This is a genomic window from Pantoea sp. BAV 3049 (assembly GCF_009765445.1).
Lineage (GTDB): Bacteria > Pseudomonadota > Gammaproteobacteria > Enterobacterales > Enterobacteriaceae > Erwinia.
This window is the reverse complement of sequence record NZ_WHOY01000031.1, coordinates 1,755,644-1,773,103: the sequence shown is the minus strand read 5'-3', so window position 1 is coordinate 1,773,103 and position 17,460 is coordinate 1,755,644. Positions and strand designations below refer to the sequence as shown.

At 55.2% G+C, this 17,460-nt stretch carries 14 protein-coding genes and 1 riboswitch; of the genes, 9 read left to right on the top strand and 5 right to left on the bottom strand.

Annotation, left to right across the window (positions count from 1 at the left end):
- Nucleotides 1-51 precede the first annotated feature (51 nt).
- Together ppc and argE are read right to left on the bottom strand one after the other, a co-directional pair.
- On the bottom strand, nt 52-2,703 hold the full coding sequence (gene ppc / locus GSQ70_RS09055) for a phosphoenolpyruvate carboxylase (RefSeq protein ID WP_158782224.1): 2,652 nt from the start codon (nt 2,701-2,703) through the stop codon (nt 52-54).
- 242 nt (nt 2,704-2,945) lie between these two features.
- Nucleotides 2,946-4,097, bottom strand: coding sequence for an acetylornithine deacetylase (gene argE / locus GSQ70_RS09050; RefSeq protein WP_158782223.1), 1,152 nt, complete (start codon nt 4,095-4,097; stop codon nt 2,946-2,948).
- Between the two features lie 179 nt (nt 4,098-4,276).
- Between argE and argC the strand changes: the two genes are divergently transcribed.
- The 4 genes from argC to argH all read left to right on the top strand — a co-directional run bounded on the left by argC (nt 4,277) and on the right by argH (nt 8,766).
- Nucleotides 4,277-5,281, top strand: coding sequence for an N-acetyl-gamma-glutamyl-phosphate reductase (gene argC / locus GSQ70_RS09045; RefSeq protein WP_158782222.1), 1,005 nt, complete (start codon nt 4,277-4,279; stop codon nt 5,279-5,281).
- Nucleotides 5,282-5,296: 15 nt separating this feature from the next.
- The gene (gene argB / locus GSQ70_RS09040) at nt 5,297-6,073 is read left to right on the top strand and encodes an acetylglutamate kinase (protein WP_158782221.1); all 777 of its coding nucleotides are present in this window, start codon (nt 5,297-5,299) and stop codon (nt 6,071-6,073) included.
- Nucleotides 6,074-6,092: 19 nt separating this feature from the next.
- Nucleotides 6,093-7,307: an argininosuccinate synthase gene (locus GSQ70_RS09035; RefSeq protein WP_158782220.1), complete on the top strand. Its 1,215-nt coding sequence runs from the start codon at nt 6,093-6,095 to the stop codon at nt 7,305-7,307.
- Between the two features lie 85 nt (nt 7,308-7,392).
- Nucleotides 7,393-8,766: an argininosuccinate lyase gene (gene argH, locus GSQ70_RS09030; RefSeq protein WP_158782219.1), complete on the top strand. Its 1,374-nt coding sequence runs from the start codon at nt 7,393-7,395 to the stop codon at nt 8,764-8,766.
- A 99-nt stretch (nt 8,767-8,865) separates the two neighbouring features.
- On the opposite strand, the gene GSQ70_RS09025 is transcribed toward argH, so the two are convergent.
- Nucleotides 8,866-9,597 (bottom strand): glutathione peroxidase, encoded by a 732-nt coding sequence (locus tag GSQ70_RS09025; protein WP_158782218.1) that lies wholly within the window; start codon nt 9,595-9,597, stop codon nt 8,866-8,868.
- 137 nt (nt 9,598-9,734) lie between these two features.
- Between GSQ70_RS09025 and oxyR the strand changes: the two genes are divergently transcribed.
- Complete coding sequence (oxyR, locus tag GSQ70_RS09020) at nt 9,735-10,652, top strand: DNA-binding transcriptional regulator OxyR (protein WP_158782217.1); 918 nt, start codon at nt 9,735-9,737, stop codon at nt 10,650-10,652.
- On the opposite strand, the gene sthA is transcribed toward oxyR, so the two are convergent.
- Nucleotides 10,635-12,035: a Si-specific NAD(P)(+) transhydrogenase gene (gene sthA / locus GSQ70_RS09015; RefSeq protein ID WP_158782216.1), complete on the bottom strand. Its 1,401-nt coding sequence runs from the start codon at nt 12,033-12,035 to the stop codon at nt 10,635-10,637. The genes oxyR and sthA overlap by 18 nt on opposite strands.
- A gap of 192 nt (nt 12,036-12,227) precedes the next feature.
- On the opposite strand from sthA, the gene fabR reads away from it, so the two are divergent.
- Together fabR and GSQ70_RS09005 are read left to right on the top strand one after the other, a co-directional pair.
- The gene (fabR, locus tag GSQ70_RS09010; protein WP_158782215.1) at nt 12,228-12,869 is read left to right on the top strand and encodes an HTH-type transcriptional repressor FabR; all 642 of its coding nucleotides are present in this window, start codon (nt 12,228-12,230) and stop codon (nt 12,867-12,869) included.
- Nucleotides 12,870-12,881: 12 nt separating this feature from the next.
- A complete protein-coding gene (locus tag GSQ70_RS09005; RefSeq protein ID WP_158782214.1) occupies nt 12,882-13,235 on the top strand; it encodes a YijD family membrane protein in 354 nt (117 codons plus the stop codon).
- A gap of 30 nt (nt 13,236-13,265) precedes the next feature.
- Here the strand turns inward: GSQ70_RS09005 and trmA are convergent, their stop codons facing one another.
- On the bottom strand, nt 13,266-14,366 hold the full coding sequence (gene trmA / locus GSQ70_RS09000) for a tRNA (uridine(54)-C5)-methyltransferase TrmA (protein ID WP_158782213.1): 1,101 nt from the start codon (nt 14,364-14,366) through the stop codon (nt 13,266-13,268).
- 125 nt (nt 14,367-14,491) lie between these two features.
- A riboswitch (cobalamin riboswitch) is annotated at nt 14,492-14,672 on the top strand.
- A gap of 67 nt (nt 14,673-14,739) precedes the next feature.
- Between trmA and btuB the strand changes: the two genes are divergently transcribed.
- Nucleotides 14,740-16,614: a TonB-dependent vitamin B12 receptor BtuB gene (btuB, locus tag GSQ70_RS08995; protein ID WP_158782212.1), complete on the top strand. Its 1,875-nt coding sequence runs from the start codon at nt 14,740-14,742 to the stop codon at nt 16,612-16,614.
- A complete protein-coding gene (gene murI / locus GSQ70_RS08990) occupies nt 16,559-17,425 on the top strand; it encodes a glutamate racemase (RefSeq protein WP_158782211.1) in 867 nt (288 codons plus the stop codon). Before btuB ends, murI begins: the two co-directional genes overlap by 56 nt.
- Nucleotides 17,426-17,460 lie beyond the last annotated feature (35 nt).

Below are 17,460 nucleotides of genomic sequence, written 5' to 3'. Positions count from 1 at the left end.
GCAGTGAAAATCAGCCCGGCTGCCAGTGTGGCAGACCGGGCTTTTTCATGATTAACCCGTATTACGCATACCCGCTGCGACACCGGCGATGGTGACCATCAGCGCCTGCTCAACGCGGCCATCCGGTTCGCCGCCGATGGCTTCCTGCTGGCGGGAGCGATGCAGCAATTCGGCCTGCAGCACGTTCAGCGGGTCGGTGTAGACGTTACGCAGGGCGATAGACTCCGCGATCCACGGCTGATCGGCCATCAGGTGTGCATCGTTCGCAATGGTCAGAATAGCTTTGATGTCGGAATCCAGCTGATCGCGCAGCTTCTTGCCCAGCGGCCACAGCGACTGATCCACCAGGCGCTGGTCGTAATACTCCGCCAGCCACAGGTCAGCCTTTGAGAACACCATCTCCAGCATCCCCAGACGGGTGGAGAAGAACGGCCAGTCGCGGCACATCGCTTCCAGCTGATCCTGATGTCCTGCCGCCATCGCGCTCTGCAGCGCCGCGCCTGCGCCCAGCCAGGCGGGCAGCATCAGGCGGTTCTGCGTCCAGGCAAAGATCCACGGGATGGCACGAAGCGACTCAACGCCACCTGTTGGGCGACGCTTGGCCGGACGGGAACCCAGCGGCAGTTTGCCCAGCTCCTGTTCTGGCGTGGCCAAACGGAAGTAAGGCACGAAGTCAGCGTTTTCGCGCACGTAGCCGCGATACATGTCGCAGGAGTCTTTCGACAGCTGATCCATAATGCCGCACCACTCTGGCTTCGGCTCTGGCGGTGGCAGCAGGTTGGCTTCGAGAATGGCTCCGGTATACAGCGACAGGCTGGCGATGGTCACTTCCGGCAGGCCGTATTTGAAGCGGATCATCTCACCCTGCTCGGTCACACGCAGGCCGCCCTTCAGGCTGCCTGGCGGCTGTGACAACAGCGCAGCATGCGCAGGCGCACCGCCACGACCAATGGTGCCGCCACGCCCGTGGAACAGCGTCAGCGCGATACCCGCTTTCTCACAGGTTTTGATCAGCGCATCCTGAGCCTGATACTGCGCCCAGCTGGCGGCCATCACCCCGGCATCTTTCGCCGAGTCAGAATAGCCAATCATCACCATCTGTTTGCCCTGGATAAAGCCGCGATACCAGTCAATGCTCAGCAGCTGGCTCATCACGTCGTTGGCGTTGTTCAGGTCATCCAGCGTCTCAAACAGCGGTGCGACCGGCATGGCAAACGGAATGCCCGCTTCTTTCAGCAGCAGATGCACGGCCAGCACGTCAGAAGGCGTTTTCGCCATGGAGATCACGTAGGCGGCAATTGAGCCTTTCGGCACTTCGGCGGCTACGCGGCAGGTATCCAGCACTTCCTGCGTCTCCGGACCCGGCTCCCAGTTGCGCGGCAGCAGGGGGCGCTTGGAATTCAGCTCGCGGATAAGAAAGGCTTGTTTGTCAGCCTCAGACCAGCGTTCATAGTCGCCCAGGCCCAGATAGCGGGTGATCTCAGCAATGGCCTCGGTGTGGCGGGTGCTTTCCTGACGGATATCGATACGCACCAGCGGCACGCCAAAGCACTTCACGCGGCGCAACGTATCCAGCAGCTGACCGTTAGCGATGATGCCCATGCCACAGGCCTGCAGTGACTGATAGCAGGCATACAGCGGATCCCACAGCTGGTCATTGGAGATCAGAAGGTCGGCCGGGCGCGGCAGGCGTTCACCTTTCAGACGCTGCTCAAGATAGGTCTGAGTGCTCATCAGCTGGCTGCGCAGCTTTTTCATGATCTCACGATAGGGTTCCAGCGCTTCCGGATTGCCGCACAGCTCGCGGACTTCCGGCGTGCATTCCGACATAGAAAGTTCGGAAACCAGCACGGCAATATCACGCAGGAACAGGTCTGTCGCTTTCCAGCGGCTCAGCTGTAAAACATGGCGGGTGATTTTCGCGGTAACGTTTGGGTTGCCATCGCGGTCGCCGCCCATCCAGGAAGTGAACTGCACCGGAACGAAATCCACCGGCAGCTTCACGCCAAAAGAGGCTTCTACCTGCTCGTTCAGCTCACGCAGGAAGTTCGGCACGCCTTCCCACAGGCTGTTTTCCACCACCGCAAAGCCCCATTTCGCTTCGTCGATCGGGGAAGGGCGGTATTTACGGATTTCATCAGTGTGCCAGGCCTGAGCAACCAGCTGGCGAAGGCGGCGCATAATCTGCGAACGGTCATAGTCAGACAGATCGTTGTGGTCGAGCTGCTTCAGGCAGTTATTCACCTCGACCAGCTTGTGGATCAGCGTGCGGCGGGTAATTTCGGTCGGGTGAGCCGTCAGCACCAGCTCCAGGGAGAGCGACTCTATCGCATCACGGATTTTCTCTTCCGTCAGTTCGGGCTGCTGCTTCAGACGCTCGAAGGTTCTGGCCAGCATTTCCGGCTGGTTAGCGCCTTCGCCTTTCGGTGAAATGGTGTGGTACTGCTCGGCGACATTCGTCAGATTAAGAAACTGGCTGAAGGCGCGGGCAACGGGCAAAAGCTCATCATTGGAGAGATTTTGCAGCGTTGACAGCAATTCTTTACGGTGGGCGTCATTTCCCGCACGTGATGACTTCGAGAGTTTACGGATGGTTTCCACCCGATCGAGGATGTTCTCTCCAAGCGCATCCTTAATCGTATCCCCGAGCAGTTTGCCGAGCATACTGACATTACTTCGCATTGCGGAATATTGTTCGTTCATATGACCCCTGACACCCTTCTTGTTTTGTCATTATTTCACCGTCGCCGGCATAACTTCGCCTTTTATCTAGCCACGTATACTCCCGTTCGTCAATTGCCTTGAATTTGCCTTATCCTGTGGCTAACTAACGGGAATTTATGAAATTTAATAACAGCGAAGCGAGATAAGTTATTCTTATCATCAAAGACGGAATAATGCCGGGGCAAGCTGCTGTTTTCACAGCCGAATGCCCCGAATGTCATTCAGTGGTGACAAAAATGATGCACGACCTGAGCAATCAGCTCGCGGGTAGGTTTTATAAAGGCGGTATCAATATATTCATCCGGCTGGTGGGCCTGATTGATTGAACCTGGACCCAAAACCAGTGTTGGACACAGTTCCTGAATAAACGGCGCCTCAGTACAGTAGTTCACCACTTCCGTCTCGGTTCCCAGAAGTTTCTCCACCACTTTCACCAGTTGATGATCCGGCGGGCATTCGTAACCCGGGATCGGCGGATGCAGTTCACCCACCGTCAGGCGGCCAGGCCAGCGTTCGCTGACTGGCGCTAATGCGCTGTTCAGTAACCCTTCCAGATCGTTCAGTGAAAGGCCCGGCAGCGGGCGGATATCCATATACAGCTCACAGCAGGCACAGATACGGTTTGGCGCATCACCACCGTTGATATGACCAAAGTTCATGGTCGGATAGGGGATGGCGAAGCCCTCGTGGTGATAGCGCTCTTTCAGCGTATTGCGCAGGCCCATCAATTGGGTAATAGACTCGTGCATCAGCTCGATGGCATTCACGCCGCGTGCCGGATCGCTGGAGTGGCCGGACTGGCCCTGAATACGGATTGACTGGGAAAGATGCCCTTTATGAGCGCGAACCGGCTTCAGAGAAGTTGGCTCGCCAATGATGGCGCAGTCAGGGCGGATAGCGGTACTTTCCGAGAAATATTTCGCACCGGCCATCGTCGTCTCTTCATCTGCGGTAGCCAGGATATAAAGCGGTTTTTCCAGTTTTGCCACGTCAACATCACGCAGGGTATCTAAGATAAAAGCAAAGAAACCTTTCATGTCGGCCGTGCCCAGCCCGTATAGCTTGTTCTCGTGCTCGGTCAGCGTGAAGGGGTCGCGCGTCCAGCGACCGTCGTCATACGGTACGGTATCGGTATGACCGGCCAGCAGCAGGCCGCCAGCACCGCTGCCGGTTTTGGCGAGCATATTGAATTTATGGCGCGTGCCGGGTACTGGCTGCACTTCAACGGTGAAGCCCAGGTCGCGAAACCAGCCAGCCAGCAAATTGATTAAAGTTTCATTACTCTGGTCGATGGCGGCATCGGTTGCGCTGATCGACGGTGTGGCAATCAACTCACGGTAAAGCTCGATAAAAGGCGGTAATTTTGTCTTCACTGTTGACAGTCCTTGGGTTAGGATAGTATCAATATTCATGCATTAATAGTGAATAAAAATACATTAACGGCGTGCGGATGGAAACCGTAAATTTCCGGCAAATCCAGCGCCAATGCGTGGGAGCACAGCTTTGTAGCTGCAACCCGAATTCTTTAGACCGTAAAAAGGTAGTCAGTCTGATGTTGAATACGCTGATTGTTGGTGCCAGTGGCTATGCTGGCGTAGAGCTCGCTACGATCCTGAATCGCCATCCACAGGTGAACATAACCGCTTTAGCGGTTTCAGCGCAAAGCCCTGACGCAGGAAAATTACTTTCTGACCTCCATCCGCAGCTGAAAGGTATTGTCGATATGCCGCTGCAGCCATTGAGCCGCGCGGCTCAGTTTGCGGAGCAAGTTGACGTGGTCTTTCTGGCAACGGCCCATGAGGTGAGCCACGATCTGGCGCCGGAGTTCCTGGCCGCTGGCTGCGTGGTGTTCGATCTCTCCGCTGCCTTCCGCGTCAACGAACAGAGCTTCTTCACCGACAATTACGGTTTTCCCCATCAGCATCAGGACTGGCTGGACAAAGCCGTTTACGGCCTGGCCGAATGGCAGCAGGATAAAATCAAAGAAGCGCAGCTGATTGCCGTGCCGGGCTGCTACCCGACTGCCGCGCAGCTGGCACTGAAGCCGCTGATTGAAGCAAACCTGCTGAACGATAGCCAGTGGCCGGTGATCAACGCCACCAGTGGCGTGAGTGGAGCAGGGCGTAAAGCGGCAATGGGCACCAGCTTCTGTGAAGTGAGCCTGCAGCCTTATGGCATCTTCACTCACCGTCACCAGCCTGAAATTTCCGCGCATCTGGGTATTCCGGTGATCTTCACTCCGCACCTGGGCAATTTTCCTCGCGGCATTCTGGCGACCACCACCTGCCGCCTCAAAGCGGGTGTTACCCACGATGACGTGGCAGAAGCGTTCCATAACGCCTACCACGACAAACCGCTGGTGCGCGTCTATGACAAAGGCGTGCCGTCAATCAAAGGTGTGGTGGGCCTGCCGTTCTGTGATATCGGTTTTGCGGTGAAGGGCGAGCATCTGATCGTCGTCTCTGCGGAAGATAACCTTCTGAAGGGTGCTTCCTCGCAGGCCGTTCAGTGCCTGAATATTCGTTTCGGTTTCCCGGAAACCCAGTCACTTATTTAATCAGCGAGTAATCAAATGACCAATCCCTTAATCATCAAACTTGGCGGCGTGCTGCTGGACAGTGAAGAGGCGCTGGAGCGCCTGTTCTCAGCGCTGGTCACTTATCGTGAATCCCATCAGCGCCCGCTGTTGATCGTGCACGGCGGTGGCTGCCTGGTTGATGAGCTGATGAAGAAGCTCGCACTGCCGGTGAAAAAGAAAAACGGTCTGCGCGTGACGCCTGCCGATCAGATTGACATCATCACTGGTGCGCTGGCAGGTACGGCGAACAAAACGCTGCTGGCCTGGTCGAAAAAGCACGGTATTGATGCCGTTGGCCTGTGCCTCGGCGATGGCGGCAGCGTCAACGTTGAGTCGTTTGACGAAGAGCTGGGCCACGTTGGTCTGGCGACTCCGGGTTCCCCGGTACTGCTCAATACCCTGCTGACGGCCGGCTTCCTGCCGGTCATCAGCTCCATCGGCATCACTCAGGACGGTAAGTTAATGAACGTCAACGCCGACCAGGCCGCGACGGCGCTGGCATCCACCCTGGGCGCTGACCTGATCCTGCTGTCAGACGTCAGCGGAATTCTGGACGGTAAAGGCCAGCGCATTGAAGAGATGACTGCGGCGAAAGCCGAGCAGCTGATCGCTCAGGGTATTATTACCGACGGTATGATTGTTAAAGTGAATGCTGCTCTGGACGCTGCCCGTACGCTGGGCCGTCCGGTAGATATCGCCAGCTGGCGTCATGCCGAACAGCTGCCAACCCTTTTTAATGGCGTGTCGATTGGCACCCGGATCCTCGCTTAACCGGTTCAAGGAAAAGACAATGCAAGACAAAAGCATCAAAAAAATCGTTCTCGCCTACTCCGGCGGTCTGGATACTTCAGCCATCATTCCATGGCTGAAAGAGAATTACGGCGGCTGTGAAGTGGTCGCTTTCGTGGCGGATATCGGCCAGGAGCGTGGCGATCTGGAAGGCGTTGAGCAGAAAGCTCTGCAGTCCGGCGCATCTGAATGCCACGTTGTCGACCTGCGCGAAGAGTTTATCAGCGAATATGTCTATCCGGTGCTGCAGACTGGCGCACTCTATGAAGGGACCTACCTGCTGGGCACCTCAATGGCGCGTCCTATTATCGCTAAAGCCCAGGTTGAACTGGCGCTGAAAGTGGGCGCGGATGCGCTGTGCCACGGTGCGACCGGTAAAGGTAACGATCAGGTGCGTTTCGAAACCACCTACACCGCACTGGCTCCACAGCTGAAAGTGGTCGCGCCATGGCGTGAGTGGAACCTGCGTTCGCGTGAAGCGCTGCTGGACTATCTGAAAGAGCGCAACATTCCTACCACTGCCTCGCTGGAAAAAATTTACAGCCGTGACGAAAACGCCTGGCATATCTCCACCGAAGGTGGCGTGCTGGAAAGCCCATCGAATGCCCCGAACAAAGATTGCTGGGTGTGGACCGTTGACCCGCTGGAAGCACCGGACCAGCCAGAGCAGGTGACCGTTTCCGTAGAGAAAGGCCGCGTGGTGGCAGTGAACGGCGAGAAGCTCAGCCCGTACCAGTGTCTGGAAAAACTGAACGCGATTGGTGCGAAACACGGCGTGGGCCGTATCGATATCGTGGAAAACCGTCTGGTGGGCATCAAGTCCCGTGGCTGCTACGAGACCCCTGGTGGCACCATCATGGTTAACGCACTGCGTGCCGTTGAGCAGCTCGTGCTGGACCGCGACAGCTTCAAATGGCGTGAGCAGTTGGGCCATGAAATGTCCTACGTGGTTTACGATGGTCGCTGGTTTGCGCCGCTGCGTAAGTCCATTCAGGCTGCTGCCGAGTCTCTGGCCGCAGAAGTGAACGGCGAAGTGGTGCTGCAGCTGTATAAAGGCCAGGCCACGGCAATCCAGAAAAAATCAGCCAACAGCCTGTACTCTGAAGAGTTCGCCACCTTCGGCGAAGACGAAGTGTACGATCATCGTCACGCGGGTGGCTTTATCCGCCTGTTCTCTCTTTCTTCACGCATTCGCGCGCTGAACGAAAAGAAATAAGTCCGGTTCGAAAATCTGCAGAGGCGGAATTCATTCCGCCTTTTTTACAGACATGATTCACTAAACGAATAAATGGAGCACTGACATGGCACTTTGGGGTGGACGGTTTACTCAGGCAGCAGATCAACGTTTCAAACAATTTAACGACTCGCTGCGCTTCGACTATCGTCTGGCAGAGCAGGATATCGTCGGATCCGTTGCCTGGTCCAAAGCGCTGGTGACGGTCAATGTTCTGACAGATGGAGAGCAGCAGCAGCTGGAAGGCGCGCTGAACGTATTGCTGGAGGAAGTGCGCGCTAATCCGCAGCAGATCCTTGAAAGCGATGCGGAAGATATTCACAGTTATGTTGAAGGGCGCCTGATTGAGAAAGTCGGCGCCCTGGGTAAAAAGCTGCACACCGGTCGCAGCCGTAACGATCAGGTCGCTACCGATCTGAAGCTCTGGTGTAAGGCGCAGGTCAGTGAATTGCTGATTGCCACCCGCCAGTTGCAGCAGGCGCTGGTGGCTACTGCGGAAGCGAACCAGGATGCCGTGATGCCGGGTTATACCCACCTGCAGCGTGCTCAGCCGGTGACGTTTGCACACTGGTGCCTGGCTTATGTTGAGATGCTGGCGCGTGATGAGAGCCGCCTGCAGGATACGTTGAAGCGTCTGGACGTCAGCCCGCTGGGATGTGGCGCGCTGGCCGGTACAGCCTATGAGATTGACCGTGAGCAGCTGGCGGACTGGTTAGGTTTCGCCTCAGCAACCCGTAACAGCCTGGACACCGTTTCCGATCGTGACCACGTGCTGGAGCTGCTGTCCGATGCTTCCATCGGCATGGTTCATCTGTCCCGTTTCGCAGAAGACCTGATTTTCTTTAACACCGGTGAGGCTGGTTTTGTTGAGCTGTCCGACCGCGTGACTTCCGGTTCCTCGCTGATGCCGCAGAAGAAAAATCCGGATGCGCTGGAGCTGATCCGCGGCAAGTGTGGCCGCGTGCAGGGTGCGTTGACCGGCATGATGATGACGCTGAAAGGTTTGCCGCTGGCGTACAACAAGGACATGCAGGAAGACAAAGAAGGGCTGTTTGACGCGCTGGATACCTGGTCCGACTGCCTGCATATGGCGGCGCTGGTGCTGGACGGCATTCAGGTGAAGCGGCCGCGCTGCCAGGAAGCGGCAGAGCAGGGCTACGCGAACTCTACCGAGCTGGCCGATTATCTGGTGGCGAAGGGCGTTCCGTTCCGTGAAGCTCACCATATCGTGGGTGAAGTGGTGGTCGCGGCGATTAACAAAGGCGCGGCGCTGGAAGCGCTGAAGCTGGAAGAGCTGCAAGCCTTCAGCAGCGTGATTGCGGAAGATGTTTATCCGATCCTGTCTCTGCAGTCCTGCCTCGACAAACGTAATGCCAAAGGTGGCGTATCGCCTCACCAGGTGTCATTGGCGATCACTGACGCGAAAAACCGTCTGGCCTGATCAAAAAAAGGCGGCCTTCAGGGCCGCCAGTAAGTTTCGATTTTATTATATTTAGCAGGTAAATAACGAGGCAGGTGTTTTCCCCACTTGTCTCACAGCTTAAGCTGTAAAGAATTTTTCTAAATCGTCGCTACCACCAATGTGGCGCCCGCCGATAAAGACCTGAGGCACGGTGGCACGACCGGTAACCGCACGCAGGCTGACGGTGGTGGCATCCTGACCCAGCACAATCTCTTCATACTGAATACCGCGATCCAGCAGCATCTGTTTGGCTTTGGCGCAGAACGAACAGCCAGGCTTGGTAAACAGCGAGACCGACTCCTGCACTTTAAATTCCGGTGCCAGATAACGCAGCATGGTGTCGGCATCAGACACTTCAAACGGGTCGCCCGGCTTATTCGGCTCTGCAAACATTTTTTCCACCACGCCATTACGAACCAGCATGGAGTAACGCCATGAACGTGGACCAAAGCCCAGCTCGGCTTTCTCAACCAGCATCTCCATGCCACGGGTAAAGTCGCCGTTGCCATCAGGGATAAAGGTGATGTTGTTGGCGTGCTGATCGGCTTTCCAGGCATTCATGACGAAAGTGTCGTTCACCGATATGCACAGAATATTATCCACGCCGTGTGTTTTGAAAACGTCAGACAGCTCGTTGTAACGCGGCAGATGGCTTGATGAACATGTTGGGGTGAAAGCGCCCGGCAAAGAAAACACGATGACAGTTTTGTCTTTAAACAGCTCATCAGTCGTAATGTCTACCCAGCTGTCGCCCTGGCGGGTATGAAAAGTGACCTGTGGAACGGACTTACCTTCCTGACTTGCAAACATAAAATACCTCTTAATCAGGGGAAAAAAGTGATTCATTTCCCGAACGTTGGACATTATTGCCATCCGGGCTTGATAGGGCTAATCGTTGATTGCTATCCTATCTATCGCCACGAACTATCGTGGCTCGGAGGAATAAGATGAACATTCGTGATCTTGAGTATCTGGTTTCGCTGGCTGAGCACCGTCATTTTCGGCGAGCAGCGGATGCATGTCATGTCAGTCAGCCCACCTTAAGTGGCCAGATCCGCAAACTGGAAGACGAACTCGGCGTGATGCTGCTGGAGCGTACCAGCCGTAAGGTGCTGTTTACTCAGGCTGGCTTGCTGCTGGTCGATCAGGCCCGCACCGTCCTGCGGGAAGTGAAAGTGCTGAAGGAGATGGCCAGCCAGCAGGGCGAAGCGATGTCCGGACCGCTGCACATTGGGCTGATCCCAACGGTCGGGCCGTACCTGCTGCCGCAGATTGTCCCGTCGCTGCACAAGACGTTCCCGAAACTGGAAATGTACCTGCATGAAGCGCAGACGCAGCAGCTGCTGGCCCAGCTGGACAGCGGCAAGCTGGACTGTGCCATTCTGGCGCTGGTGAAAGAGTCTGAGGCCTTTATCGAAGTGCCGCTGTTTGACGAGCCGATGAAGCTGGCGATTTATCAGGATCACCCATGGCATGACCGCGACCGTGTGCCGATGTCCGATCTGGCCGGTGAAAAGCTGCTGATGCTTGAAGATGGTCACTGCCTGCGCGATCAGGCAATGGGCTTCTGTTTTCAGGCGGGCGCTGAAGAAGATACGCATTTCCGCGCCACCAGTCTGGAGACGCTGCGTAACATGGTTGCTGCAGGAAGTGGTATCACGCTGTTACCTGCTCTGGCGGTGCCGAAAGAGCGGGTGCGTGATGGCGTCTGCTATCTGCCCTGCTACAAGCCAGAGCCACAGAGAACCATCGCGCTGGTTTATCGTCCGGGATCGCCGCTGCGTAGCCGCTATGAGCAGCTGGCAGAGGCAATTCGTATCCACATGCAGGCCTATATGGGCACCGGATTAAAACAGGCGGTTTAAGCCGTTCAACGCCGCCACGCGGTAGGCTTCGGCCATCGTCGGGTAGTTAAAGGTGGTATTCACGAAGTACTCAATCGTGTTGCCGCCGTTTTTCTGCTCCATGATGGCCTGACCGATATGGATAATCTCCGCAGCACGCTCACCAAAGCAGTGAATCCCCAGGATCTCTTTCGTTTCACGGTGGAAGAGGATCTTCAGGCTGCCCACATTCATCCCGACAATCTGCGCACGCGCCAGATGTTTGAACTGCGCGCGACCCACTTCATAAGGCACTTTCATCGCCGTCAGCTGCTGTTCGGTTTTGCCGACAGAACTGATTTCCGGAATGGTATAAATCCCGGTCGGAATGTCCTCAATCAGATGCGCGTTCGCTTCACCTTTAATCAGCGCCTGCGCAGCAATGCGCCCCTGATCGTAGGCGGCTGAGGCCAGGCTTGGATAGCCAATCACGTCACCCACCGCATAGATATGCGGCTGTGCGGTCTGATACATGCTGTTGACCTTCAGCAGGCCACGGCCGTCAGCTTCCAGCCCGACATTTTGCAGCGACAGAGAATCGGTATTCCCGGTACGGCCGTTGGCGTACAGCAGACAGTCTGCTTTTACCTTTTTGCCGGATTTCAGGTGCATGATCACGCCATCGCTGACGCCTTCAATCTTCTCAAACTCTTCGTTGTGGCGGATAACCACGCCGCTATTCCAGAAGTGGTAAGAGAGCGAGTCCGAAATCTCCTGATCGAGGAACGCCAGCAGGTGATCGCGGGTGTTGATCAGGTCGACCTTGACGTTCAGACCACGGAAGATGGAAGCATACTCACAGCCGATAACCCCGGCACCATAGATAATGACATGGCCCGGTTCATGGTGCAGGTTAAGGATTGAGTCGCTGTCGTAAATGCGCGGATGAGTAAAGTCCACATCGGCAGGGTGATAAGGGCGCGAGCCACAGGCAATAACAAATTTCTCAGCGGTCAGACGCTCAACCGTGCCGTCATGCGATTCAATTTCAATGGTATTCGCATCGACGAAGCGCGCATCACCCTGATACAGCTCACAGCGGTTACGCTCGTAAAAGCCCTGACGCATGCGCGTCTGCTGGCTGATCACGTTTTCTGTGTGGTTAAGGATATCCGCGAAGGAAGAGCGCAGAAGGCGCGTGTGGTCACTGTAAAGAGGGTTCTGATTAAACTCGATAATACGGCTGACTGCGTGACGTAGTGCTTTCGATGGGATGGTTCCCCAATGTGTACAACCGCCGCCGATGTTGTGATAGCGCTCAATAACCGCAATGCGGGCACCTTGTTTGACCAAACCCATGGCCGCACCTTCACCGCCAGGGCCTGATCCAATCACAATGGCGTCGTAATCATAAGACTGTTGCATACTAATACGCCCTATTTCTAATACAATTTTTCAACGAGATTCTAACATCTTGCTGACCACTTCCCAATTCTATCAGGCTTTTTTGCCATCATTTGACAAAGCGTGAGGTTAACAGGCCGTCACAAAGTTGATGCAACTGTACGCTGAAATTTTTGTTATAGTGCCTTTCTGGCAGGTAAAACAGGCACAAACATGGGCGTCAGAGCGCAGCAAAAAGAACGGACACGGCGTTCGCTGATTGAAGCGGCATTTAGTCAGCTAAGTGCCGAGCGGAGTTTTGCCAGCCTCAGCCTGAGAGAAGTTGCCCGGGAAGCCGGGATCGCGCCAACGTCATTCTACCGTCATTTTCGTGATGTAGATGAATTAGGGCTGACCATGGTGGATGAAAGTGGTCTGATGCTGCGTCAGTTGATGCGCCAGGCTCGTCAGCGTATCGCCAAAGGCGGCAGCGTGATCAAGACTTCGGTCTCCACCTTTATGGAATTCATTGGTAACAACCCTAACGCTTTCCGCCTGTTGCTGCGGGAACGTTCCGGGACATCGGCTGCGTTTCGTGCTGCTGTCGCCCGCGAGATCCAACATTTTATCGCCGAACTGGCGGATTACCTCGAGATTGAAAACCGTATGCCGCGCAGCTTTACCGAAGCTCAAGCGGAAGCGATGGTGATTATCGTCTTTAACGCCGGTGCAGAAGCGCTGGATATCGATGCCGATCAGCGTCGCCAGCTGGAAGAGCGCCTGGTGCTGCAGTTGCGGATGATTTCTAAAGGGGCTTATTACTGGTATCGACGTGAACAGGAGAGGCTGGCGGTTACGCTGGAATCCCAGGATTAAAGGTGATCAAACATGAGTTTAGCTACTGGCCGGGACAAAGGTACACTGTTGCTGGCATTTCTCACCGGGTTATCGATTAACGGATCGTTTTCGGTGTTGTTCAGTTCTCTTGTGCCGTTTTCTGTGTTCCCCCTTATCGCGCTTGGACTGTCGGCCTGGTGTCTGCATCAGCGCTATCTGAACCGTTCAATGCCTGACGGGATGCCTTCAATTGCCGCCGCGTTTTTCCTGCTGGGCATCCTGCTTTACAGCGCCATTGTGCGGGCGGAATATCCGGATATAGGCTCTAATTTCGTGCCGACAATTCTGATGGTGGCGCTGGTGTTCTGGATTGCTCTGAAGCTGCGTTCCCGCAAAAGCGAGTAGGGCGGGGCGACCGGGTGTCGCCCCTTTTAATCAACGCCGCGTCAGTAATACGCCGCATTCCATATGATGGGTATAGGGGAACTGGTCAAACAGCGCCAGGCGGGTTACGTCATGAGTCTCTGACAGAGTAGCCAGGTTCTCGCACAGCGTCTGCGGGTTGCAGGAGATATAGAGGATGCACGGGTAAGCCTGCACCATCTTCACCGTTTCGGCATCCAGGCCACTGCGCGGCGGATCGACAAAAATTGTCTCGCACTCATAGGTCGTCAGGTCAATTCCTTCCAGCCGGTTAAAGGTGCGCTCGCCGTTCATCGCCTGAGTAAATTCCTCCGCCGCCATGCGGATGATTTGCACATTATCGATATTGTTTACGGCAATATTGTACTGCGCCGAGGCGACGGAGGGCTTGGCGATTTCGGTCGCCAGCACGCGCCTGAAGTTACGCGCCAGTGCTAATGAGAAGTTGCCGTTGCCGCAGTAGAGTTCCAGCAAATCCCCACTGGCGTTTTTCGTCACTTCCAGCGCCCACTCCAGCATCTGAATATTCATCGCCGCATTGGGCTGGGTGAAGCTGTTTTCCACCTGGCGATAGATGATCTCTTTTCCGGCAACCGGCAGACATTCATCAACAAAATCACGATCCAGGCAGATTTTGGTTTTGGTGGCGCGGCCGATCAGATGCAGGTCAAACCCTTCCGCACGCAGCTCATCCCGCAGGGCTGCTGCAGCCTGCTGCCATTCATCGGTCAGGGCACGATGATAGAGCAGTGAAACCACAACCTGATTGCTCATCGTTGAGAGATAGTCAATCTGGAACAGCTTATGGCGCAGGGCGCGGTTGTCGTGTAGGGCGTTGATCAGACGGGGCATCAGCTGATTGATCAGTGGGCTTGCAGCAGGGAAGCTGTCCACACGAATACGCTGGCGCGTCTGCTGGTCGAAAATGATGTGGTAAAGGTCATCGCCATCGTGCCAGATCCGGAATTCTGCCCGCATACGGTAATGGCTGACCGGGGAACGGAACACCTCAACCTCTGGCGCGGCAAAAGGCGTCATCAGCGTCTCAAGACGGGCGACTTTCTCCCCGAGTTGGGCATCGTATTGTTCGGTCGGCAGCTGTTCGGGCGTCATGGTCTTTCCTCAGGTTGAAGGCCTTCAATGCCCGGCGATTGTAGGGATTCGGCACTCAATGTCCAGCGTTGTCCGGCGCAGGATGGTTTTGGACATTCAGATGTCTGGATTTCTGTCAGTTTTGAACATAAGATGCGCTTTCCGGCCTTTCAGTAAGTTAAAAGGGAATCCAGTGTAAAGCTGGAGCTGACGCGCAGCGGTGTGGAATGTCATGGTGAGTGCTTACAGACACTGTCTCCAGATGGGAAGTCTTTCACCATTTAATGATTCCGAGCCCGAAGACCTGCCGGTTTTACGTCGCACTTCGTACGATCATCGCGTGCTATCGATTGTATGCCTGCGGCATCCTGCATGACTTTTTGGATGCTTGTTCATGATAACCAATAAAACGAAGCTGGTGGCGTTTAGCGCAACGGCGATCTCCCTCTGGGCGCAAAATGGCTTCGCACAGGACGCAGATAACACTCTGGTCACCACCGCTAACCGTTTCGCTCAACCTGTTTCTTCCGTTCTGGCACCCACCACTGTTGTTACCCGTGAAGAGATTGACCGCTGGCAGTCCAAAAGCGTGGCGGATGTTATGCGCCGCTTGCCGGGTGTGGACATCGCACAAAACGGTGGATTAGGGCAGCAAAGCTCGCTGTTTATTCGGGGCACCAACTCCAGCCACGTGCTGATCCTGATTGATGGTATCCGGCTGAATCAGGCCGGGATCAGTGGATCGTCCGATTTGAGCCAGATCCCAATCTCTCTGGTGCAGCGCATCGAATATGTGCGGGGCGCGCGTTCGGCTGTTTATGGTTCGGATGCGATTGGCGGCGTGGTTAACATCATTACCGGCCGGAATAAGCCAGGCACCACGCTGACGGCGGGCGCAGGCTCTAATGGCTATCAGTCCTATGATGGTTCCAGCCAGCAGATGATTGGCAAAAACACTCGTGTAACCCTGGCCGGTAACTATACCTACACCAAAGGGTACGATGTGGTGGCGAATCTGCCGGATGTTTATGGCGATCCGGCGCAGAAAGACCGCGACGGCTTTATGAGTAAATCGCTGTATGGCTCCGTCGAACACCAGTTCGATGAAGAGTTAAGCGGTTTTGTGCGCGGCTATGGTTATGACAACCGCACGGCCTATGACGGTACATTAAGCTACACCGTGCCCGGCGCGCTGGTGGATACCCGCCAGTTGTACAGCCAGACCTGGGATACCGGCCTGCGCTTCAATCGTGACATCTGGTCAACGCAGCTGATCGCCAGCTACAGTCATACCAAAGATTACAACTACGATCCGCGGCTGGGCCGCTATGCCGATCCGGCCACGCTGGATGATGTGGAGCAGTACAACCTGCAATGGGGCAATACCGTAGCGGTCGGCAACGGCACGGTCAGCGCCGGGGTTGACTGGCAGAAGCAAACCTCTGAACCCAACACTAATTACGTCAGTGAAGGCCAGGAGCAGCGCAACACCGGTGTGTATGCCACCGCGCAGCAGAAGCTGGGTAGCGTGACGCTGGAAGGTGCAGTGCGTGGTGACGACAACAACACCTTCGGTTGGCATAACACCTGGCAGACCAGTGCATCATGGGAATTCGTTGATGGTTACAGCGTCTTTGCATCTTACGGGACAGCATTCAAAGCCCCTAACCTGAGCCAGGTATACAGTGCGACTTACGGTAACCGCGACCTCGATCCGGAGAAAAGTAAGCAGTGGGAAGGCGGCTTCGAGGGCCTGACCGGGCCGGTTAACTGGCGGTTGTCTGGTTATCGTAACGATATTGATGATCTTATCGATAGCGATCCCACCACTTTCCGCTATTACAATATCGACAAAGCGACCATTAAGGGCGTGGAAGCGACAGCATCATTCGATACCGGTCCGCTCAGTCATACCGTTTCTTATGACTACGTTGACCCGCGTGATGGCAATAGCAATGAGATCCTTCTGCGTCGTGCTAAACAGCAGGTGAAATACCAGCTGGATTACACGATTTATGATTTCGACTGGTCTGTCAGCTATCAGTACCTGGGCGATCGTTATGATAAGGATTACAACTCCTCCTACACGACCCGCACCGTTAAATTGGGCGGTGTGAGCCTGTGGGATCTTGCCGTTTCGTATCCGGTCACATCCCAGCTGACCGTTCGTGGTAGAATAGCCAACCTGTTTGATAAAGATTACGAGACAGTTTATGGCTATCAAACTCCAGGAAGGGAGTATTACCTCAGCGGCAGTTACACCTTCTGAGGAACGTCCCACCGTACTGGTCTTTGACTCTGGTGTCGGTGGGCTTTCTGTCTATGACGAAATCCGGCAGTTGCTGCCGGATCTTCATTATATCTACGCCTTCGATAACGTTGCTTTTCCTTACGGGGAGAAAAGTGAAGAGTTTATCGTTGATCGCGTGGTCGAGATTGTTACTGCTGTTACCCACCATTATCCGCTGGCGCTGGTGGTTATCGCCTGCAACTCTGCCAGCACGGTTACGCTTCCAGCTCTGCGTGAGCGCTTCGACTTCCCGGTCGTGGGCGTTGTCCCTGCGATCAAACCTGCTGCCCGCCTGACTCGTAACGGCGTTGTTGGCCTGCTGGCCACCCGCGGCACGGTGAAGCGTCCTTATACTCATGAGCTGGTGGCGCGTTTTGCCAGTGAATGCAAAACCGAAATGTTAGGTTCGGCCGAGTTGGTTGAGCTGGCGGAAGCGAAATTGCAGGGTAAATCGGTGCCGCTGGATGAGGTAAGGCGTATATTGCAGCCGTGGTTGCGGATGAAGGAGCCGCCAGACACGGTAATCCTGGGCTGCACGCATTTTCCTTTGTTGAATGAAGAGCTGCAGCAGGTTTTACCGCCGGGTACCCGTTTAGTGGATTCCGGTGCAGCGATTGCCCGGCGTACCGCCTGGTTGTTAGAAAATGAGTCGCCGAAAGCCATGTCCGCCGACAGTAATCTTGCTTTTTGTATGGATATTACTGAGCAGGCAGTACAATTAATGCCCGTTTTACAGCGTTATGGCTTCGAAAGGCTCGAAAAACTGGCTCTTTCAGCCCCTGGTGGGTAAAAAAACACCGGTTGAAAAATTTTTTGCATTTAGCG